This is a genomic window from Stenotrophomonas sp. YAU14A_MKIMI4_1 (assembly GCF_003086855.1).
Classification (GTDB): Bacteria; Pseudomonadota; Gammaproteobacteria; order Xanthomonadales; family Xanthomonadaceae; genus Stenotrophomonas.
On the sequence record NZ_CP025998.1, the window covers coordinates 3,098,302 to 3,119,099 of the forward strand.

The 20,798-nt window shown below is 69.0% G+C and carries 17 protein-coding genes; 8 read left to right on the forward strand and 9 right to left on the reverse strand.

The features are described from left to right. Positions 1-26: 26 nt before the first annotated feature. The 3 genes from C1931_RS14245 to C1931_RS14255 form a co-directional block, all read right to left on the reverse strand. Positions 27-644 carry a hypothetical protein gene (locus C1931_RS14245; protein ID WP_108754850.1) on the reverse strand — a complete coding sequence of 206 codons (618 nt, stop codon included), beginning with the start codon at positions 642-644 and terminating at the stop codon, positions 27-29. After that, positions 644-1,141 carry a hypothetical protein gene (locus tag C1931_RS14250; RefSeq protein WP_234412145.1) on the reverse strand — a complete coding sequence of 166 codons (498 nt, stop codon included), beginning with the start codon at positions 1,139-1,141 and terminating at the stop codon, positions 644-646. Before C1931_RS14250 ends, C1931_RS14245 begins: the two co-directional genes overlap by 1 nt. A gap of 273 nt (positions 1,142-1,414) precedes the next feature. Continuing rightward, on the reverse strand, positions 1,415-2,749 hold the full coding sequence (locus C1931_RS14255; protein ID WP_108756819.1) for a dicarboxylate/amino acid:cation symporter: 1,335 nt from the start codon (positions 2,747-2,749) through the stop codon (positions 1,415-1,417). Between the two features lie 154 nt (positions 2,750-2,903). Between C1931_RS14255 and C1931_RS14260 the strand changes: the two genes are divergently transcribed. From C1931_RS14260 to C1931_RS14280, 5 genes are all read left to right on the forward strand, one after another. Continuing rightward, entirely contained in the window at positions 2,904-4,610 is a 1,707-nt protein-coding gene (locus C1931_RS14260; protein ID WP_108756820.1) for an alkaline phosphatase, read from the forward strand. Then, positions 4,607-5,152 (forward strand): WG repeat-containing protein, encoded by a 546-nt coding sequence (locus C1931_RS14265; RefSeq protein WP_108756821.1) that lies wholly within the window; start codon positions 4,607-4,609, stop codon positions 5,150-5,152. The genes C1931_RS14260 and C1931_RS14265 overlap by 4 nt, the downstream gene beginning before the upstream one ends. Before the next feature lie 998 nt (positions 5,153-6,150). Beyond that, positions 6,151-7,437 (forward strand): tRNA lysidine(34) synthetase TilS, encoded by a 1,287-nt coding sequence (tilS, locus tag C1931_RS14270; protein WP_234412826.1) that lies wholly within the window; start codon positions 6,151-6,153, stop codon positions 7,435-7,437. A gap of 36 nt (positions 7,438-7,473) precedes the next feature. Continuing rightward, entirely contained in the window at positions 7,474-7,734 is a 261-nt protein-coding gene (locus tag C1931_RS14275) for an exodeoxyribonuclease VII small subunit (protein ID WP_108753741.1), read from the forward strand. Continuing rightward, on the forward strand, positions 7,724-8,602 hold the full coding sequence (locus C1931_RS14280) for a farnesyl diphosphate synthase (RefSeq protein ID WP_108756823.1): 879 nt from the start codon (positions 7,724-7,726) through the stop codon (positions 8,600-8,602). Before C1931_RS14275 ends, C1931_RS14280 begins: the two co-directional genes overlap by 11 nt. A 105-nt stretch (positions 8,603-8,707) precedes the next feature. Here C1931_RS14280 and C1931_RS14285 read toward each other — a convergent pair whose 3' ends face one another. Together C1931_RS14285 and pmbA are read right to left on the reverse strand one after the other, a co-directional pair. Further along, positions 8,708-9,070 (reverse strand): DUF4870 domain-containing protein, encoded by a 363-nt coding sequence (locus C1931_RS14285; protein ID WP_108750636.1) that lies wholly within the window; start codon positions 9,068-9,070, stop codon positions 8,708-8,710. 87 nt (positions 9,071-9,157) lie between these two features. Further along, positions 9,158-10,525, reverse strand: a complete 1,368-nt coding sequence (gene pmbA / locus C1931_RS14290) for a metalloprotease PmbA (protein ID WP_108756824.1) — start codon at positions 10,523-10,525, stop codon at positions 9,158-9,160. A 68-nt stretch (positions 10,526-10,593) separates the two neighbouring features. Between pmbA and yjgA the strand changes: the two genes are divergently transcribed. Further along, positions 10,594-11,181, forward strand: coding sequence for a ribosome biogenesis factor YjgA (yjgA, locus tag C1931_RS14295; protein WP_108756825.1), 588 nt, complete (start codon positions 10,594-10,596; stop codon positions 11,179-11,181). A 41-nt stretch (positions 11,182-11,222) separates the two neighbouring features. Here yjgA and tldD read toward each other — a convergent pair whose 3' ends face one another. The 4 genes from tldD to C1931_RS14315 form a co-directional block, all read right to left on the reverse strand. Further along, positions 11,223-12,668 carry a metalloprotease TldD gene (gene tldD / locus C1931_RS14300; protein WP_108756826.1) on the reverse strand — a complete coding sequence of 482 codons (1,446 nt, stop codon included), beginning with the start codon at positions 12,666-12,668 and terminating at the stop codon, positions 11,223-11,225. Between the two features lie 63 nt (positions 12,669-12,731). Beyond that, positions 12,732-16,592, reverse strand: coding sequence for a YhdP family protein (locus C1931_RS14305; protein WP_108756827.1), 3,861 nt, complete (start codon positions 16,590-16,592; stop codon positions 12,732-12,734). Positions 16,593-16,622: 30 nt separating this feature from the next. Next, positions 16,623-18,110, reverse strand: a complete 1,488-nt coding sequence (rng, locus tag C1931_RS14310) for a ribonuclease G (protein WP_108750641.1) — start codon at positions 18,108-18,110, stop codon at positions 16,623-16,625. Next, complete coding sequence (locus tag C1931_RS14315) at positions 18,103-18,711, reverse strand: Maf family nucleotide pyrophosphatase (RefSeq protein WP_108756828.1); 609 nt, start codon at positions 18,709-18,711, stop codon at positions 18,103-18,105. Before C1931_RS14315 ends, rng begins: the two co-directional genes overlap by 8 nt. Positions 18,712-18,841: 130 nt before the next feature. Here C1931_RS14315 and C1931_RS14320 point away from each other — a divergent pair, with 130 nt between their 5' ends. Both C1931_RS14320 and C1931_RS14325 read left to right on the forward strand, forming a co-directional pair. Continuing rightward, a complete protein-coding gene (locus C1931_RS14320; protein ID WP_108753748.1) occupies positions 18,842-19,579 on the forward strand; it encodes an SIMPL domain-containing protein in 738 nt (245 codons plus the stop codon). A 500-nt stretch (positions 19,580-20,079) separates the two neighbouring features. After that, positions 20,080-20,739, forward strand: coding sequence for an energy transducer TonB (locus C1931_RS14325; RefSeq protein ID WP_108756829.1), 660 nt, complete (start codon positions 20,080-20,082; stop codon positions 20,737-20,739). Positions 20,740-20,798: the final 59 nt, after the last annotated feature.

A 20,798-nucleotide genomic window follows, 5' to 3' on the forward strand; every position in this document is an offset into this window, starting at 1 on the left:
CAGGTGATACATCGGGTGGTTGTTGCTCACGGGTTGCCCTGCACGGCCATGGTCAGCACGTTGGCCGTGTCATTGCGCGCTCCCGCGATCTGATTGAGTTGCAGGACACCGTCGAAGCCCCGCAGTGCCGTCGAAGCGACGCCGACACTGCGGATACCCGCCGCAACACCGTCACCGGTGTCGCCCTGCCCCCCTGCTGACGCGATATCCGCTGCGGCCAATGCCGCGTCATCGGATTCGCGTATCCCTTGCCGGGCCAGCGTCGCGCTGACGACGTTGAGCGTCGTGTTGGCGATGCCGCTGGCCTGGTTGATCGATGCGATACCACTGGCGCCGGCCAATGCTTCCCCGGCGATATGTGCGCTGGCCTGCAACGGTGCCGACAGCACCACGTTGCCGCCGCGCTGCTGGCGTGCGGCCACGGCCACGTTGGCCTGGTCGCCGCTGGCCATGCCCTGCAGATTGGCCTGGATGTTCAGATCGCCCGCGGCCTGGTTCACCGCGATGGCGCCGCTGGCCCCGGCCAGGGCGCGGCCGTCGATGCGGGCGATATCCAGGTAGGCCAGCATGCCGCTGTAGTCGTCGGCCAGCGCGGTGGCCGGCAGCAGCACCACCACCAGCAGCAGGCCCCGCGTGCGACGCATCATTTGCCACCGCCCGGCGCCGGTGCGCCCAGCGGGAACTGCGACAGCGCGCCGCGCACCGTATCGCCGATGCCGCGGGTGGTGTTGCCCACCGCACCCAGCGGGCCGCTCATCGCCCCACTCAGGTTGCTGCCGCTCATCATGCTGTCGCCGGAACGCCCGAGCGTGCCCCCCAGCGCCTGGTGGGTCACCCGTTCCACCGTGGTGCCACCGGGCGCGGCCAGCTGCTGGGTCTGCCCAGCGCCCAGCCCGGCGTAGTCATCGTCGCTGAGTTCATCCATGCCACCGTGCGCGCCGCTGCTGCCGAGTGCACCGGCGATCTCGCGCTGTGGCTTGGGGTCGGCGATCAACGCCACGCCGGGCGGGGCCATGCGGTAGGCCGGGCGCGTGGACACATCGCGCAGCAGCACGATTTCGCCAGGCTGCGCCTTGACGCCCTGGCGCGCACCGGAAGCGGCGGCGGCCAGCGGGCAGGCCAGGGCCAGCAGCAGTGCCATCTGCCGGACCGGGCTACCAATGAGGATGCTGCTGCCGTCCATGCCGCTCTCCCGTTGCGTATGCGCAGGGAGGGAGCAGTTTCCGTGCCAACTTCCGCAGGCCCGTTGCACAAGGCCTGCGCGTGCCCGCAAGGGCGCCGGTTGATGCCGCGGTGTTACAGCCGCGTTGGGATTTCGTTGGGCTTAACGCGCGCGAAACGCAGGATTCACGGGCTGCGCGGGGGCTGTATCAGTCCTGTTACAGGGGCTGATACAGCCCGTTGCAGCCCCGCTTCAGCTGCGCGGCGGGGTCGGGTCGGGATCGTCGATACCGACATTCGTGCTGGGGTTGTCGTAGACGCTCTGGTCCAGCAGCCCGGTTTCCTTGGCCACCAGCACCGGCACCAGCATCTGCCCCGTCACATTCGTCATCGTGCGCATCATGTCCAGGATGCGATCGATGGCATACAGGTAGCCGATGGTTTCCAGCGGCAGGTTGGCCGCGCTCAGCACCACGGTGGCCATGATCACCGCGGTACCCGGAACGCCGGCGGTACCGAAGCTGCCCAGCACCGAAGCGATCAGCACCACCACGTACTGTTCCGGGGTAAGCGGCACGCCGCTGTACTGGGCAATGAACACCGCGCACAGCGCCGGGTAGATCGCACCGCAGCCGTCCATCTTGATGCTGGCGCCCAGCGGAACGGCGAACGAGCCGTAGTCCTTGTTCACCCCCAGGTTGTGGGTGATCGAGCGCAGCGCCACCGGCATCGCCGCGAAGCTGGACGAACTGACGAAGGCCACCTGCATGCCCGGCGCCGCGCCGCGGAAGAACTTCAGCGGGTTCAGGCCGTGCGACAGCAGCAGCGCGCTGTAGACCACCACGATGTGCAGCGCGCAGGCCACGTACAGGGCCAGCACGAAATGGCCCAGCGGCAGCAGCTTCTCGAAGCCGTAGCTGCCGACCAGGCCGGCGATCAGGCCGAACGTACCGATCGGGGTGACTTCCAGCACGAAGCGGGTCACCTGGATCATGATGTCGCTCATCTGCCCGACCAGCTTGCGCGCCTCGGTCACCTTCTCGCCCAGCTTGACGATGGCAAAGCCCACCAGGCCGGCGAAGAAGATGACCGGCAGGATCGAACCGCGACCGGCCGCCAGCACGGTCTCGCCGGCCGCGTTGACCTTGGTGCCGATGCCCGACAACGCGTAGAACACGTTGGACGGCACCACGTCCAGCAGCACCTGCACCACGCTGGGCACTTCGCGCGGCACGTAGTTGCTGGCCATCGACAGTTGCAGGCCACCGGCACCGGGCTGCAGCACCGTGCCCACGCCCAGGCCCACGCACACGGCCAAAGCCGCGGTGATCACGAACCACAGGAAGGTGCGGCCACTGAGCGCGGCGACCGATTTCTGGCCATGCAGCGACGAGATCGCGTTGATGACCGCGAAGAACACCAGCGGCACCGCGATCATCTTGATCAGGGTGACGTACAGTTCGCCGAGCGGGCCGAACCACGTTTCCGCGGCCGGGCCCAGCGCCCAGCCGGCCAGCGCGCCGAGCACGAAGCCACCGACCACGCGCTGCCAGAATGGAATCCGCAGCCAGGCAGAGACCAGCTTCATAGGCAATCCAGAGGGGAAGGAAGGGATGGTTCCACGATAGCCCAAGCCCGCCGCGGGAACGACCGCCGCACCGGCAAATCAGTGTGTCATCGGCGTGCCTTGCTGGGCCGGGCATAATGAACGTCCCGTTACAGTTTGTGAGATCCCAGCGTCCATGCGTCGTTCCGTCTCCCTGTTGGCCGCCTGCGCCACCACCCTGCTGCTGGGCGCCTGCGCCAGCACCGCCCCCGCCAATGCCCCGGCCGGCCTGAAGGTCGCCGTCGATCCGGTCGCCCATCCGGCCGGCGAAACCCCGCAGTGGTGGTACCGCAGTGGCGCCGCACAGGCCGCAGCCAACGGCGCGATGGCCGGCAAGGCCAAGAACGTCATCCTGTTCCTGGGCGATGGCATGAGCCTGACCACCGTGGCCGCCGCGCGCATCTATGAAGGCCAGCGCAAGGGCAGCGCCGGCGAAGAGAACCTGCTGTCCTGGGAGCGCTTCCCGGCCACGGCGTTCAGCAAGACCTACAACACCGATTCGCAGACGCCGGATTCGGCCGGCACCATGACCGCCATCACCACCGGCGTGAAGACCCACATGGGCGCCATCGGCGTCAGCGCTGGCAGCCGCACCGACTGCGCCGACAGCCTGTCCAAGGGCCTGCTGACCTGGCTGCAGCTGGCCGACAGCGCCGGCCTGGCCACCGGCATCGTTTCAACCGCGCGCCTGACCCACGCCACCCCGGCCGCCACCTATGCCCATTCGCCCGAGCGCAACTGGGAAAACGACACCGACCTGACCGAGGAAGCCAAGGCCGCCGGCTGCCAGGACATCGCCCAGCAGTTGCTGTCCACCTCGCGCTATGGGCGCGGTCCGCTGGTCGCCCTGGGCGGCGGTCGTGGCGAGTTCACCACCGTGGAAGAGCGCGACCCCGAGTATGACGACAAGGTCGGCCAGCGCCTGGACGGCCGCAGCCTGGTGCAGGAATGGCAGCAGGCGCATCCGCAGGGTGCGTACGTGTGGAACAGCAAGCAGCTGGCCGCCGCCGCCAACGCCCCCGCCCTGCTCGGTCTGTTCGAGCCGGACCACATGCGTTACGAGTATGAACGCCCGCAGGATCCGTCCGGCGAGCCGAGCCTGGCCGAACTGACCGCCGCGGCGATCAAGAACCTGGCCCAGCACAAGGAAGGCTACGTGCTGATGATCGAAGGCGCGCGCATCGACCATGCCAACCACAGTGGCAACGCCTACCGCGCGCTGACCGAAACCGTTGCGTTGTCCGATGCCGTGCGCGTGGCCAACGAACTGACCTCGGCCGATGACACGCTGATCATCGTCACCGCCGACCACTCGCACACCCTCAACTTCGTCGGCTATCCGGCGCGTGGCAACCCGATCCTGGGCAAGGTGAAGGACAAGGGCGGCGAAGACGGTGCCGGCAAGCTGGACAACGCCCTGGACGGCAATGGCCAGCCCTACACCACGCTGAGCTACGCCAACGGCCCCGGCCACACCGGCGCCACCAACCAGCAGCCGGCCGGACCGAAGCGCTACCCGCACAACCCCAGCACATTCGAGCAGGCCAAGGGCCGCCCCGACCTGCACGCGGTGGACACCGAGCACCCCGATTACATGCAGGAAGCGCTGGTGCCGATGAAGTCCGAATCGCACGGCGGCGAAGACGTGGGCATCTGGGCCCGTGGCCCGGGCAGCCAGGCGATCCGCGGCACGCTGGAGCAGAACGCGATCTACCACATGATCGTGCAGGCGGCCCCTGCGCTGCGCGCACGCCTGTGCCAGGCCGGCACCTGCGATGCGCAGGGCGTGCCGGTGCAGCTGCCGGCGCCGAACGCCTTCGAGCGCAAGGCCGAGGCCAAGTGAGGCCGCAGCCAGCCCATGCCGTTTGGGCCGGTCGCCGCGTTGCGCGGTGGCTGGCCCTGCTGGGCGTGCTGGCCAGTGCCGGTGCGCAGGCACAGCCGCCTGCGTGCCAACTGCTGACTGAAAGCGAAGGGCTGGTGGCACTGCCCGGCTGCACCGTGGCCAAAGGTCAGCCGCGGCTGGACGCCACTGCGCTGGCCGCCCTGCCTTACGACGCGCAGGGGCTGGCGGTAGTTCATGCCGGCGGCAGTTTCCATTACGTGGAGCGCACTGGTCGCAGCCTGGCGGTCATCACCTGGGACAACGGCCCGGACACGCTGCAGGAAGGTCTGCTGCGTGGCCGCGTGGGTGAGCGCATCGGTTACTTCGACGTAACGTTGCGGCAAGTGATCGAACCGACCTTCGATTTTGCCTGGCCGTTCCAGGACGGCGTGGCCGAAGTCTGCAACGGCTGCCGGCGCGGCACGCCCGCTGCTGACGGGCACACCCCGATGGAAGGCGGCGACTGGTTCCGCATCGACCGCAGCGGCCGTCGGCTGAAGTAGGGTTTTCGGCAGGGCTGCGCCCTGCACCTGCTCAATGCAACGTCAACGTCAACGTCAACGTCAAAAGCGGCATTCCGTGGGATGGCGGGGCGGTGTCGGATTGCGGGGACGCCGCAAGTACGTCCGTGTAGGCTTGGCAGCCGCATCCATGCGGCTGACACCCCGCAATCCGACACCGCCCCACCTCTGACAGATTCCCGCGACCCGTCGGAATGGCATGGGGTCGGATCCCGTTGCTGCGCAACGGGCTCTGACCCCAGAATTTCTTTGGATATCTGACAGATTCATCCACGCATGGCGTGGATCTACTGTGTCGACCGAGGTCGACACCTACCAGAGCAGAACGCTGTTCCGACAGATGGCATGGGGTCGGATCCCGTTGCTGCGCAACGGGCTCTGACCCCAGAATTCTTTTGGATATCTGACAGATTCATCCACGCATGGCGTGGATCTACTGTGTCGACCAAGGTCGACACCCACCAGAGCATGGCATGGGGTCGGATCCCGTTGCTGCGCAACGGGCTCTGACCCCAGAATTCTTTTGGATATCTGACAATTTCATCCACGCATGGCGTGGATCTACTGTGTCGACCCAGGTCGACACCTACCAGAGCAGAACGCTGTTCCGACAGATGGCATGGGGTCGGATCCCGTTGCTGCGCAACGGGCTCTGACCCCACATTCTTCGATATCTGACAATTTCATCCACGCATGGCGTGGATCTACTGTGTCGACCAAGGTCGACACCTACCAGAGCGGAACGCCGTTCCGGAAGATCGCGGAAAACTGTCGAAGGCGGGGTGGGTCCGGTTGCGGGGGTGTCCGCGGCATGGATGCCGCGGCCAAGCCTCCACGGACGGATTCACGGCGTCCCCCGCAACCGGACCCACCCCGCCATCCCACGGAAACCCGGCTTTTGACGTTGACGTTGACGTTGACGTTGCATTGAGCAGGTGCAGGGCGCAGCCCTGCCAGCCCCCCACCCTATACTTGCCGCCGTGAGCCACTTCCCTGCCCCTGTCCCGTTGGATGCACCGCTGCTGGTCGGTTACAGCGGCGGGCTGGATTCGACCGTGCTGCTGCATTGGCTGTGGCGCTGCGCGCAGGCCAGCGCCACGCCGCTGCGCGCGGTGCACGTCCACCACGGCCTGCAGGCCGATGCCGATGCCTGGGTCAGGCACTGCCAGCAGCACTGCGATGCCCTGGGCATCGACCTGGCTGTGCATCGCGTACAGGTCGCTACGGCCGACGGCCTGGGGCTGGAAGGTGCCGCGCGCCAGGCCCGGCGCGCCGCCTTCGGCGCCGAACTGCGGCCGGGCGAAAACCTCGCCCTGGCCCACCATCAGGATGATCAGGCCGAAACGTTTCTGCTGCGCGCACTGCGCGGCTCCGGCATCGATGGCCTGGCGGCGATCGCGGCCGACAGCTTTTTGCACGGCCACCGCCTGTGGCGGCCCCTGCTGCACACCGCGCGCAGCGCGCTGCACGACTACGCGCAGCAGCATGCCCTGCGCTGGATCGAAGACCCCAGCAACGACCACGACCACGCCGACCGTAATTTCCTGCGCCTGCAGGTGCTGCCGCTGCTGCGCCAACGCTGGCCGCACGCAGCCGCGGCGCTGGCCGGCAGCGCCGACCACTGCGCGCAGACCCGCGTGATGCTGGACGAAGAAGATGCCGAACTGATCGCGCACCTGGAAGTGGCACCGCGCGTGCTGTCGCTGGAGCTGCTGCGCCAGGTGTCGCCTGCGCGCGGCGCACGCGTGCTGCGTGCCTGGGTGCGCGCGCACGGCGCCGCACCGCTGCCGGCCACGGTGCTGCAGCAGCTGCAGCAGGAACTGCTGGCAGCGCCCAGTGATCGGCAGGCGCAGGTGCGCTGGCAGGACCACGCGATCCAGCAATGGCGAGGACATGCCTATCTGCTGCCGGCCGTGCTGCCCACGCTGCCGACCGACTGGCAGGTCACCTGGGATGGCCGCGCGCCGCTGCTGCTGCCCGACGGCGGGCAACTGCGCCTGATGGGCTGCGAGGCCTTTTCCCAGCCACTGCAGGTACGCGCACGGCAGGGCGGCGAGCGCATCCTGCTGCCCGGCCGCACCCATTCACACGCGCTGAAGGACTGCCTGCAGCGTGAGCACCTGGCGCCCTGGCGGCGCGCGCAGCTGCCGTTGCTGTTCGACGGCGAGCAGTTGCTGGCCGCCGCCGACGTGGTGGTTTCCGCCCCCCTGCAGGCGTGGCTGCAGGCCCACGACGCGCAGTTGCAGTGGCGCCCCGGCGGCTGGTGAATTGACCCCCGCGCGGCTGCCGTCCACACTTGTCGCATGGCCAAGAAGTCCCCCGAAAACGTCTCCCCGGTCGCCCAGTTCGAGCAGTCGCTCGAATCGCTGGAACAGCTGGTGGAGCAGATGGAAACCGGCGAGCTCAGTCTGGAAGCCTCGCTCAGTGCTTACGAACGTGGCGTGGGTCTGTACCGCCAGTGCCAGCAGGCGCTGGAGCAGGCCGAACTGCGCGTACGCCTGCTCAGCGATCCGGCCCAGCCAGACACCGCCGAACCGTTCGACCCGCCCAGCCATGACGGTTGAGGCGCTGTTCGCGCACTGGCGCGACCGTATTGAAAGCCAGCTTGACGCCGCCCTGCCCTCGCCGGCCGATGCGCCGCAGCGTCTGCACCAAGCCATGCGCTATTCGGTGCTGGGCGGCGGCAAGCGCATGCGCCCGCTGCTGGTCTACGCCAGTGGCCGCCTGTTCGGCGCGCCGCTGGAGCAACTGGATGCGGCCGCGATGGCCGTGGAGCTGATCCACGCCTATTCGCTGGTACACGATGACCTGCCGGCGATGGACGATGACGCCCTGCGCCGCGGCAAGCCGACCACGCACATCGCATTCGACGAAGCTACCGCGATCCTGGCCGGCGATGCCCTGCAGACCCGCGCCTTCGGCCTGCTGGCCGATGCCGCGCTGCCGGCCAGCCTGCGCGTGGCCTGCCTGCAGACCCTGGCCCACGCCTCCGGCGCGGCCGGCATGTGCGGCGGCCAGGCATTGGATATCGACGCCACTGGCCAGCAGCAGTCGCTGGCCGCGCTCACCCGCATGCACGCGCTGAAGACCGGTGCGCTGATCCGCGCGGCGGTACGCATGGGCGCGCTGTGTGGCCAGGCACCGGCGCCGGTGCTGGCGCAGCTGGACGGCTTCGCCGATGCGCTGGGCCTGGCCTTCCAGGTGCGCGATGACATCCTTGATGTCGAGGCCAGTTCCGAGCAGTTGGGCAAGACCGCCGGCAAGGACCAGGCCCAGGACAAGAGCACCTTCCCGGCGCTGCTGGGCATGGACGGGGCCAAGGCGCACCTGCGCGACCTGGCCGCGCGCATGCAGGCGGCACTGGCCGGTTACCACGAAGAAGCCGACGCGCTGCGTGCGCTGGCCACGCTGGCGGTGGAACGCGATCATTGATCGCGCTGTACGCTCGCCGGGCGTGGCCCGGCGCTACCTTCGCGCCCCAAATGGAAACGCCCGGCATTGCCGGGCGCTTCTTTGTGCGCGATGGATCGTTGCAGCTTACTTGATCAGGCGCAGCGCGAACGGGTAGCGGTACAGCTCGCCGTTATTGGCCTTGACCGCAGCGATGATGCTGAAGACCAGGCTGAGCAGGCCGACGATCGGGGCCAGGATGGCGCCGATGATCACGAAGGTCAGGATGATGCAGATGAACATCGCGATGGCGATGGTGATCTGGAAGTTCAGCGCTTCCTTGGCCTGGTCGGTGACGAAGGACTTGCCTGCGTCGTCCTTGTTGATCAGCCAGATGATCAGGGCACCGATGAAACCGGTGAAGATGCCCAGCAGGTGCGCGGCCAGCGCCATGGTGCGCTGGTCGGACGGCGCGTTGCCGGCCGCCGGGACGTTATCGAAATCGCTCACGACAAAACTCCTTTTTTTTGGGTGGTCATGCGCGACCAGCTGCGGGCCGGTCGCGTCAGGCGCGCATAGCTTACGCCATCAACGCCATCAATCATTACCGGCGATCGTCATCCGCCCCACCAGGATCGAGCCGGTGCGGATGTGCGAGCGCGGGTCGACATCGCTGCCCACCGCTTCGATGCTGGCGAACATGTCGCGCAGGTTGCCGGCAATGGTGATGCCATCGACCGGGAACTGGATCTCGCCGTTCTCGACCCGGAAGCCACCGGCACCGCGCGAGTAGTCACCGGTCACCCCGTTCACCCCCTGCCCCATCAGTTCGGTCACCAGCAGGCCATTGCCCATCTGCCGGGCGATCTCGTGCAGGGAGCCGGCATTGGCGGCCAGCTGCAGGTTGTGCACGCCGCCGGCATTGGCGGTGGTCTGCAGGCCCAGCTTGCGCGCCGAATAGCTGCCCAGCACGTAGCGCTGCAGCACGCCGTCGGTCACCAGGGCCGAGGCGCGGGTGGCCACGCCATCGCCATCGAAGGCGGCCGAACGCAGGCCGCGACGCAGGTGCGGCAGCTCTTCGATCTGCATCCACTCGGGGAACAGGCGCTGGCCCACGCTGTCCAGCAGGAAGCTGGCCTGGCGGTACAGGGCACCACCGGACACGGCCGAGAGCAGGTGGCCGACCAGGCTGCGCGCCACTTCCGGGGCAAACAGCACCGGCAGGCTGCCGGTGGGCAGCGAGCGCGGCTGCAGCCGGGCCACGGTGCGCTCGGCAGCGCGACGGCCCACGTGGGCCGGGTCTTCCAGATCTTCGCGGGCCAGCGCGCCGGTGTACCAGCCGTCCCGCTGCATGCCATCGCCGGTGCCGGCAATCAGCGCGCAGCCGATCGAATGGTGGGTGCCGCGCTCGCGACCGATGAAGCCATGCGAGTTGGCGTACACCGACACGCTCTGCATGCTCGACACCGAGGCGCCGTCGGAATTGCGGATCTGCGCATCGGCCTGGCGGCCGGCGGCCTCGCAGGCCAGGGCCAGGTCCACCGCCTGGTCAGCCTGCAGCGCCCACGGGTGCCAGCTGTCCAGATCGGGGAAATCGCGGGCCATCAGCGCCGCGTCGGCCAGGCCGGCGGCCGGGTCGTCCTCGGTATGGCGGGCGATGGCGCAGGCCTGCTCGACCGTGGCCTGCAGGCTCGCTTCGTTCAGGTCGGCGGTGCTGGCACTGCCCTTGCGCTGACCGAAGTAAACGGTCACGGCAATGCCGCGGTCGCGGGTGGACTGCACGGTCTCCACCTCGCCAAGGCGGACATTGACCTCCAGCCCGCGGTCCTCGCTGCAGCTCACCTCGGTCTGGCTGGCGCCCAGCGCGCGGGCGCGGTCGATCAGCTGCTGGGATAGGTCGGCCAGCCGTTCCAGCCGGGCCAGGCTGTCGTCGCCGGTGGCGACTTCAGGGGCGATCACGTTCAATGCTTTATCCTGTACAGGTTGGGCCCGGCATCACGCCGGGCGACTTTTTTTGAGATCAGGTAGGAACGATGCGCGGACGCGACGAAGAAACCGGTGAATTCCACGACAAGAGCCGCAGCCAGAACCGGCGCGATGCACTTGACGTGCTGGCCCTGGGCGAGAAGCTGGTGTCGCTGACCCCGGCCCAGCTGGCGCGCCTGCCGATCCCGGAGGACCTGCTGCCGCACATCGCCGAGTGCAAGCGCATTACTGCCCACATCGCCCACAAGCGACAGCTGGCGTTCCTGGCCAAGCACATGCGTCGCGAGGACGAGGCCACGCTGGACGCGATCCGCGATGCGCTGGACGCCAACAGTGAAACCGGCCGCCGCGAAGTGGCGATGATGCACCGCGCCGAAGACTGGCGCGAGCGCCTGCTGGCCGAGGGCGACAAGGCGCTGGCCGCCCTGCTGGACGACTACCCGCAGGCCGACCGCCAGCAGCTGCGCACGCTGGTGCGCAACGCCCAGGCCGAAAAGGCCAAGAACAAGCCGCCGCGCGCCTACCGCGAGATTTTCCAGGTGCTGCGCGCGCTGATGCTGCCGGCGGCGCTGGGCCTGAAGGCCGCGGCCGACGAGGCCGACGACGTCGGCACCGACGAAGCCGACGAGGACTGAGTCCCCGCCGGTCCGGGCATGGGCGCTGGCCATCGCCGCGCTCAGGCCTGGGTACCGCCCACGGTCAGGCCGTCGATCAGCAGCGAGGGCTGGCCGACACCGACCGGCACGCTCTGGCCATCCTTGCCACAGATGCCCACGCCCTCGTCCAGGGCCAGGTCGTTGCCGACCATGCGCACCTTCTGCATGGTTTCCGGGCCGTTGCCGATCAGCGTGGCACCCTTCACCGGTGCGGTGATGCGGCCATCTTCGATCAGGTAGGCCTCGGTGGCCGAGAAGACGTACTTGCCGCTGGTGATGTCCACCTGGCCGCCGCCGAAGTTGACCGCATACAGGCCCTTCTTCACCGAACGGATCATTTCCTGCGGGTCGTGCTGGCCTGCACGCATGTAGGTGTTGGTCATGCGCGGCATGGTCAGGTGCGCGAACGATTCGCGGCGACCGTTGCCAGTCGGGGCCATGCCCATCAGGCGCGCGTTCAGCGCATCCTGCATGTAGCCCACCAGGATGCCGTCCTCGATCAGCGTGGTGCACTGGCTGGGGTGGCCTTCGTCGTCGATGTTCAGCGAACCGCGGCGCCCGTCCAGGGTACCGTCGTCAACGATGGTCACGCCCGGCGCGGCCACGCGTTCGCCGATGCGGCCGGCATACACGCTGGTGCCCTTGCGGTTGAAATCACCTTCCAGGCCATGGCCCACCGCCTCGTGCAGCAGCACGCCGGGCCAGCCCGGGCCCAGCACCACCGGCATCACTCCGGCTGGGGCCGGCACCGCTTCCAGGTTCACCAGCGCCTGGCGCAGCGCTTCGCGGGCGAAGGCTTCGGGGCGGCCATCGGCGAACAGTTCGGCGTAGCCATAGCGGCCGCCGCCACCGGCATAACCGGATTCGCGGCGACCGTTCTGTTCCACGATCACCTGCACGTTCAGGCGCACCAGCGGGCGCACGTCGGCGCCCAGCACGCCGTCGGTGCGGGCCACCAGCACGGTGTCCACGCCGCCGGACAGGCTGACCATCACCTGCTTCACCCGCGGGTCGGCCGCGCGCAGGTAGCCATCCAGGCGCTTGAGCACGTCCACCTTGGCTTCATTGCCCAGGCTGTCGATCGGGTCCAGCGTGGGGTACAGCGCGCGGGCGTTGCCGCGCAGCAGCGAACGGCCCTGCTGTGCGCCGCCCTCGCGGGAAATCGCGCGCGCCGACTGTGCCGCGGTCAGCAGTGCATCGGCATGGATATCGTCGGAATAGGCGAAGCCGGTCTTTTCCCCGGCAATGGCGCGCACGCCCACGCCCTGTTCGATGGAATGGGCGCCGTCCTTGACGATGCCGTCTTCCACGCTCCAGCTCTCGCGCCGGGCGTGCTGGAAGTACAGGTCGCCGAAGTCCACGCCGGGGCCGAGCAGCTGGCCGAAGGCGCGCTCCAGGCCAGCGGTATCCAGGCCGCCGGGGCGCAGCAGGCGGTCGTGGGCAAGGGTCAGGGCAGTATCAGTCATGGTCTCGATCTGGGGGTGCTGGCGTGGCCAGGCAAGGCCACGCGATGAACAGGGGCGCCGCGCTCAGCGCGGGCGCGGCAGGTCGGTCACGGTCGGCGGCGGAACCGGCACGGGCACCGGGGCCGGCGCGGGGCTGCGGTCACGGTTGCGCTCGATCACTTCCACCTTGGGCTCCTTCCACGGCCCGGTCACCCGGTAGGTGCGCGCGCCGATCTCACCCAGTGGCTTGGACAATACCGCATTGGTGGCCGCGCCCAGGGCGGCGCCCACCGGGCCACCGGCCACCGCGCCGACCACGGTCAGCAGGTTGCCGGCGCGCGGGTTCACATCAATGGTCTGGTCGAACTGCTGCTGGCGCAGGTCGGTCTGGCCGCGGATGGTGATGTTCGCTGCGGGGCCTTCGATCAGCACCTTGTCGGTGCGCGCCATGCCGTTGCCGAACTGCATGCCGCCCTCGATCTGATTGAAGGCAAAGCCCTTGGAGAAGAAATCACGGAAGTCGAACATCAGCCGGCGCGGCAGCTGGGCCACGCTCAGCAGGCCCAGCACGCGGCCGGCCCCCGGGTCCAGTTCCAGCAGCTGGCCGTTGCGTGCATGGATGTCCAGCTGCCCCTGCAGGTTGCCCAGCTGGAAGTCGGACGGGCCGCCGGCCCACGAGGCCTGCAGCTGGGCCTGGCCGGAGCCGCCCCGCAACTGGCCGGCGTAATCGAAGTTCTGCAGCAGACCACCCAGATCCTCACTGCGCACCTGGGCGTTCAGTTCGGTACGGGCGCCGGCGCTCTTGCCCAGCCAGCGGCCGGTGATGTCGATTTCCTGGTCCGGCGCGCGGAAGCGCAGCTCGTCCACGCTCAGACCCTGCGCCAGCGGGCGGGTGCGCAGCACCGCCTGGCCCAGCACCACCTTGCCGAACTTCAGGTCGGCGATGTCCAGCGCGAACGGCGGCAGCTTGGCCGGGTCCATGTCGTCGGCACCGGCCTGCACGTTCGCGGCGGGTGGCGTTGCCGCGCCGGCGGCGGCAGGCGGGGATTGCCAGTACACACGGTCCAGCGTGCCGCTGATGGTGCCACCGTCGGCATTGGGCACGCTCAGGCGGCCGGCCAGCGATGGGCCGTCCATGCGCACATCCAGCGCCTGCGGCCCGGGGTGCAGCTGCAGCCGGGTCTGCGCGAACACACCGCCGATCAGCATCAGCTGGCCCACCTGCACATCCACCGTGCGCAGCGGCATGGGGTCGCCATCGCCGCCCGCACCACGGGCCAGGCCGATCCATTCCAGCGCGTCCAGGGTGGGGCTGCGGCCATTGATGGTCAGCCCGCTGGGCGGCGGCTCGCGGTCCACCTGGCTGCTGCCCAGGGTGACCTGCACACCGGTCTGGTTGTTGTGGCTGCGCGCAGCCAGCGCCAGCCGGTCGCCAAAGGCCACATCAATGCGTCCGGCCCCCATCGGCAGCTGTGCGGCCACGGTGGTGGCCAGCGGCTCGGCGGCCGGTTTGTCCAACGGTGCCGGCAGATCCAGGCGGGTGCCCACCAGGTCCGAACGCAGGCGCAGCTCGCTGGGCGGGGCGGCACTGCCGGGGGCGACCTTCGGCAGGTTGACCGCGATCGTCCACGGCGAGGTGCCGTTGATGTAAGGCTTCAGCCAGGCCATTTCCGGCGCGCGGTCGATCAGCACGCCCGCATCCAGGCTGGCCGACAACTCCGATTCGAAGGCCAGCCGCGCATCGCGCACGAAGCCACCGGCGCGCAGGCTCAGCGTGCCGTCCTGGCCCAGGTGGCGCACCGCCAGTGATTCGGCGGCGAACCCGGCGTTGCTGTAGCGGGCCTGGCCGTGCATGCCATCGAATGCCACATCGAAGCGCTTGTCGGCCAGCTTCACCCCGGCCAGATCCACCGTGCCCTGCAGGTGGCCACCGCCTTCGTCATGGTGCAGGGGCTGCAGCAGATCGAAGTGGACGTTGGCCGGGCCGCTGGCACTCAGGTTGTCCAGGGTGTCGCCGTATTCCTTGTGCAGGCCGCTCTGGCGCAGCATGGCAAGCAGCGCGCCCGCTTCGCTGCGGCTGTCGGCGCGCACGTACAGCGGCTGCTGGCCGAAATCGGGAATGCCGGCTTCAAAGTGCTGCACCGCCACCCCGGCCAGGTCGCCACGGCCCTGGATATGGAAACCCGGCCCGATGAAGGCGACATCGGCATCCACCTGGCCCATCAACGGCCAGTCGTGCTGGAAGCGGATCTGCCCGTTGCTGATGTGGCCGGTGGCCTCGAAACGGCCATCGTTGTTGTCGAACGGCCAGTCATCCAGGTCACCACTGACCAGACCGATACCGCCCCGCACCTGCCCGCCGGCCAGGGCCATGTCCAGCCAGTCGGTGGCGCCCTTGCTCATCTTGGAATGGATCCAGAAGCGCTTGGCGGCGGTCATCGGCACATCGTCCAGCTTCGCCGCCAGCTGCATCCACGGCCGCGTGCCGTCGCCCTGGAACCACAGCCCGCCACGCACGTCGGCCGCGTAATCGGTGCCCTGCACGCGCAGGGCCGGGGTGCCGATGCGCCAACCACCGGCTTCATCGCGCCAGCCGACCACCTGCCCGGCCAGGTGCAGGTCGTGGCGCACGCCAAAACCGCTGGGCCAATCGAACTGCAGTTGCCGCTGCGGCTGCAGCTGCAGGCTGAAGCCATTGGCATCGCCTTCGAAACGCCCGCCCAGGCCGCGCAGGCCCGGCGCGCCGGCCACGCTGGCAAAGCCCAGCGACTGCAGCTCGCCCTGCGCCCACAGCGGGCCATCGCGTTCACCCCGCACCTGCAGCGCGGCCACGTCCAGCTGTGGCCGGGCCAGGTACAGCCAACGGCGCAGGCCCGGGTCCAGCCGGTCGCTCAGGGCCAGCGCGCGCACGGCCGTGCCGGCCTGCACCGCACCGCTGCTGATCTGCAGCTGCCGGCCCAGGCGCACCTGCAGGCCATCGAGTTGTTGGGCGCCGTCTTCGCCCTGCAGGCGCAGCTTCGGCACCTGCAGCACCCAGCCATCGGCCTGGCGTTGCCAGCGCAGCCGTGCCTGCAGGCGCTGCAGCTGCACCTGCGGGTGCGCCACGCCCGGCATCGATGCGCCTTCAATACGCAGCCCACGCAGGTCCGAATCGGTGGTGACCGCCACCGGCGCGAAATCGCGCAGGGTCAGCCACAGGTTCAACTCGCCCTTGCCTTCGCGCAGGCGCACGCCGGCACCGGCCAGCAGCGGCGCCCAGGCCTGGAAGTCCACCGGGTCGGCCCCCAGCCACGCCTGGCCGTTGCCTTTGCGCCGGTCCAGTTCCAGCACCGCCGTCAGCGGCAAGGCCTCGGGCTGGGCCCAGGCACGCACGCCCACCTGCAGCCGATCGCCCTGCACGCGCAGGCGCAGATCGATGCGCGGCAGCGTGGCGTCGATGCCCAGCGCGGGCGCATGCACGGCCAGTTGTCCGCCAATCACCTGCAACTCGCCCAGGCGGCGCAGCGCATCCAACGGATCGCCCGCACCACTCGACTGCGGCAGGCCACGCACGCTCCAGCGGCCGTCAGCGGCCTGCTGCAGGTCCAGCGACAGCCCGCGCAGGCGCAGTTCGGTCAACGAGCGCCCCGGCAGCAACCCGCTGTACATCGATACCAATACTTCGGCTTCGCCAATGGCCAACCCCTGCCCGGCGCCGATACGCAGCCCCTGCAACTGCAGCAGCGGACCGCGCCGGGTCCAGGCGGTCTGCAGGCGCTCGAAGCGCACCGGCTGGCCGGCCCGCGCACTCAGCCACGCGGCGATCTGCTGCGGGTGGCGCTCGGCCAGCGGCAACAGCTGGCTGAGCGTGCCCACCAGCAGGGCAAGCACGACCAGGCCTACCGCGCACGCGGCGATCAGATGACGGCGGATCCTTCGCAGTCGCAGGCGCGGCGGCGCGCTCATCGGCCAGCGCCGGACCGCAGCCGGCGTGGATCAGAGCAGAACCACATCGAACTGCTCCTGCAGGTACTGCTCGTCCGCCTGGAAACGGATGCTCTTGCCGAGGAACTCCTCCAGCTCGGCCACGGCGGCCGATTCCTCTTCGGTGATGCGTGCCACCACCTTGGTCGAGGCGATCACCAGCAGGCGCGCGGCATCGAACTGACGCACCGCACGGGTGATCTCGCGGAAGATTTCGTAGGTCACCGTTTCGGTGGTCTTGATGCTGCCGCGACCACTGCACTGCGGGCAGGTTTCCGACAGCTGGCGCTCCAGGCTTTCCACGGTGCGCTTGCGGGTCATCTCCACCAAGCCCAGCGGCGAGAAATCGTAGACGGTGGTCTTGGCATGGTCGCGGGCCAGCGCCTTTTCCAGCGTGCGCAGCACCTGGCGGCGGTGCTCGGCATCGTCCATGTCGATGAAATCGATGATGATGATGCCGCCCAGGTTACGCAGTCGCAGCTGTCTGGCCACCGCCTGCGCGGCCTCCAGGTTGGTGCGGAACACGGTTTCTTCCAGGTTGCGCTGGCCCAGGAACGAACCGGTGTTCACATCGATGGTGGTCATCGCCTCGGTCTGGTCGATCACCAGGTAGCCGCCGGATTTCAGCGGCACCTGCTTGTCCAGCGCGCGGCCGATCTCGTCTTCCACCCCGAACATGTCGAAGATGGGGCGGTCACCGCTGTACAGCTCGATCTTCTCGGCCAGCACCGGCATGTACTTGGCCACGAACGCCTGCAGCTGGGCGAAGGTTTCCTTGGAATCGACCTTCACCTTGTCCACGTCCTTGCGGATCAGGTCGCGCACCGAACGCAGCGGCAGGCTCAGGTCTTCATAGATGTTGCTGCACGAGGGCGCCTCGCGGCCACGGCGCTCGACCACGTTCCAGACCCGCGACAGATAGGCGATGTCCTCGGCAATGGCTTCGGCCGGCTGGCCTTCGGCATTGGTGCGCACGATGTAGCCGTAGCCACCGTGCTGCGCCGACAGTTCGGTCACCAGCGCCTTCAGCCGCGCACGCTCGCCTTCGTCTTCGATGCGCGCCGAAACGCCCACCACCTTCGACTGCGGCAGCAGCACCATGTAGCGCGAGGGAATGCTGATCTGCGTGGTCAGGCGCGCGCCCTTGGTGCCGATCGGGTCCTTCACCACCTGCACCACGATGTCCTGGCCGTCGCGCAGCAGTTCCACGATCGGTACGCTGGACGGCGGCGGCAGGGTGGTGTTCTCGGTATCGGCACTGGCCACCGGGGCCGGCCGCACCACGTCGTTGGCGTGCAGGAACGCGGCGCGCTCCAGCCCCACTTCCACGAACGCGGCCTGCATGCCGGGCATCACCCGCTGCACCTTGCCCTTGTAGATGTTGCCGACCACACCCCGGCGCCAGCCGCGCTCGATGTGCAGTTCCTGCAGCATGCCATTTTCGATCACCGCGACCCGGGTTTCGCGCGGGGTCACATTGACCAGGATTTCCTCAGACATCGGCAGCCTCCCTGGCGGCATGGGCAGTGGGGGCCGGCACGCCGCAGCGGGCCAGCAGGCGGTCAGTGTGCAGCAACGGCAGCCCCATCACGCCGGAATAGCTGCCTGACAGGTGTTCGATCCATCGCTCGGCGCCGCCCTGGATGGCATAGGCGCCGGCCTTGTCCAGCGGTTCGCCGGTGGCCACGTAGGCGGCGATGTCGGCCGCGGCGATCGGCGCGAAGGTGACCTCGGAGACCACCAGCTCGGTCTCCAGGCCCTGCGCGTGCACGACCACCACGGCGGTCATCACCTGGTGGGTGCGCCCGGCCAGGCGCGCCAGCATGGCGCAGGCCTCGGCCGCATCGGCCGGCTTGCCGAACACCTGGCCGTCCAGCACCACCTCGGTATCCGAGCCCAGCACCCGCGCCTGTGGGTCGGTGGCCAGCACCCGGGCCAAGCCGGCGCGCGCCTTGTCGGCGGCCACCCGGCATACATACTGTTCGGCACTTTCCTGCGGCGCACGCTGCTCGGGCACCTCCAGGTCCAGGGCCTGGAAGGGGCGTTCGAGTCGGGCCAGCAATTGGTTGCGTCGGGGCGAGCGGGAAGCGAGATAGAGCATCGGCACAGCATAACCTGAGGCCGCCACCTGAATCGTCGGCAACCCCGCCTTGAACGGCTTCAACCCCGAACGGACTCACAGCGCGTTCATCGCTACGACACCACCCTCACCGGCACACCAAGGAGATCCCATGCGCCGCACCGCCACTCCGCTGCTGCTTGCCCTGTCCCTCGCTCTTGGAGCTTCGATGACCGCCCATGCTGCCCCGCCGCCGCCGCCCGCGGTCGCCGCCGCCGAAGGCACCCTGCTGAACATCTCGGCCAACGCCGAAGCCACCCGCGTGCCGGACGTGGCCACCCTGTCGGCCGGCGTGGTCACCCAGGCCGCCGACGGCAACAGCGCCATGCGCCAGAACGCCCAGCAGATGGACAAGGTGCTGGCCGCGATCAAGGCTGCCGGCATTGCCGAGCGCGACGTGCAGACCAGCGGCGTCAGCCTGAACCCGCAGTACCGCTACGCCGACAACGAAGCGCCGAAGATCACCGGCTACCAGGCCAGCAACACGGTCAGCCTGAAGGTGCGTGACATCGCCAAGCTGGGCAAGGTGCTTGATGCCCTGGCCGCGCAGGGCGCCAACCAGATCAACGGCCCGCAGTTCGAGATCGACCAGCCCGAGCCGGTCTACGACGAAGCCCGCCTGGCCGCGCTGAAGAAGGCCCAGGCCCGTGCCCAGACCTATGCGAAGTCGCTGGGCCTGCAGGTGCGTCGCATCGTCAGCATTTCCGAGAACAGCAATGGCGGCTTCCGCCCGATGCCGATGATGCGCGCGATGGCCGCCGGCGCCGCGATGGACAAGGCCACCCCGGTGGCACCGGGCGAATCGACCGTGTCGGTGAACCTGGACGTCGTGTTCGAGCTGGGGCGGTAACCGCCGCCTGGCATGGCCCGGCGCTACCTGCCGAAGCACACGACCCACCGGTAGCGCGGGGCCATGCCCCGCGAGCGCAGCGGCACCGCAACCGCCGCCGGGCATGGCCCGGCGCTACCTGACGAAGCACACGACCCACCGGTAGCGCGGGGCCATGCCCCGCGAGCGCAGCCGCACCGCAACCGCCGCCGGGCATGGCCCGGCGCTACCTGACGAAGCACACGACCCACCGGTAGCGCGGGGCCATGCCCCGCGAGCGCAGCGGCACCGCAACCGCCGCCGGGCATAGCCCGGCGCTACCTGGCGAAACACACGACCCACCGGTAGCGCGGGGCCACGCCCCGCGAGCGCAGCTTCATGAAGCCCAGCCCAACGGCGTCGCACCTGACTCTAGGCAGTGGCCGGTGGCTGGAGCTAATGATGAACTGCCAGCCGCGTGCGGCAACCCCGATGGCGGCCCTGGTGCGTTGAGGACTTCAACACTGGCATGGAGGTGGACCATGGTTCGTACGTATCCCGCTGCATCCCTGCACTTCGACCCCGCCCGCATTGCCGCCTGGAGCGCGGCCATTGCCCTGCACCTGCTCGCGCTGTTGCTGCTGCTGATCCCGGCAACCTACCAGGCCATCAGCGCCCTGCCCCGCGACGACACCACGGTGCGTTTCATCCCCAAGGAAGACCCCAAGCCGCTTGAGCCCACCCCGCTGCCGCCCAAGCCGGAAGTGGTGAAGCTGGTGCCGAAATCGCAGCCGGTACCGACCGTGACCCCGCCCCTGCCGGCGCCCACCGCCACACTGGACGAGGCCCAGGGCATCATCCTGCCGGCGGCCGCCGAGGTGGCGGTGGAAGCGCCGCCCACGCTGCAGCCGGGCGCACCGGTCACCGGCGCCCAGTTGCAGTACCGCAGCGCGCCGCCGCCGAGCTATCCGGTGCCGGCCCTGCGCAACCACGAACAGGGCACGGTGCTGCTGCGGGTGGAAGTGGACCCGAATGGGCAGCCGGTGAACGTCAGCATTGAACGCAGCAGTGGCTCGCGCAGCCTGGACCAGGCCGCCCGCCAGCAGGTGCTGCGCCACTGGCGCTTCGTCCCAGCCGAGCGTGATGGCCAGGCGGTGTCCGCCATCGGCATGGTGCCGGTGCAGTTCAGCCTGCCCGACTGAGCCATGGACCGGCCCGGCGACCTGCCGGGCCGGCTCCAACGCGGGCTGCGCCACAACCC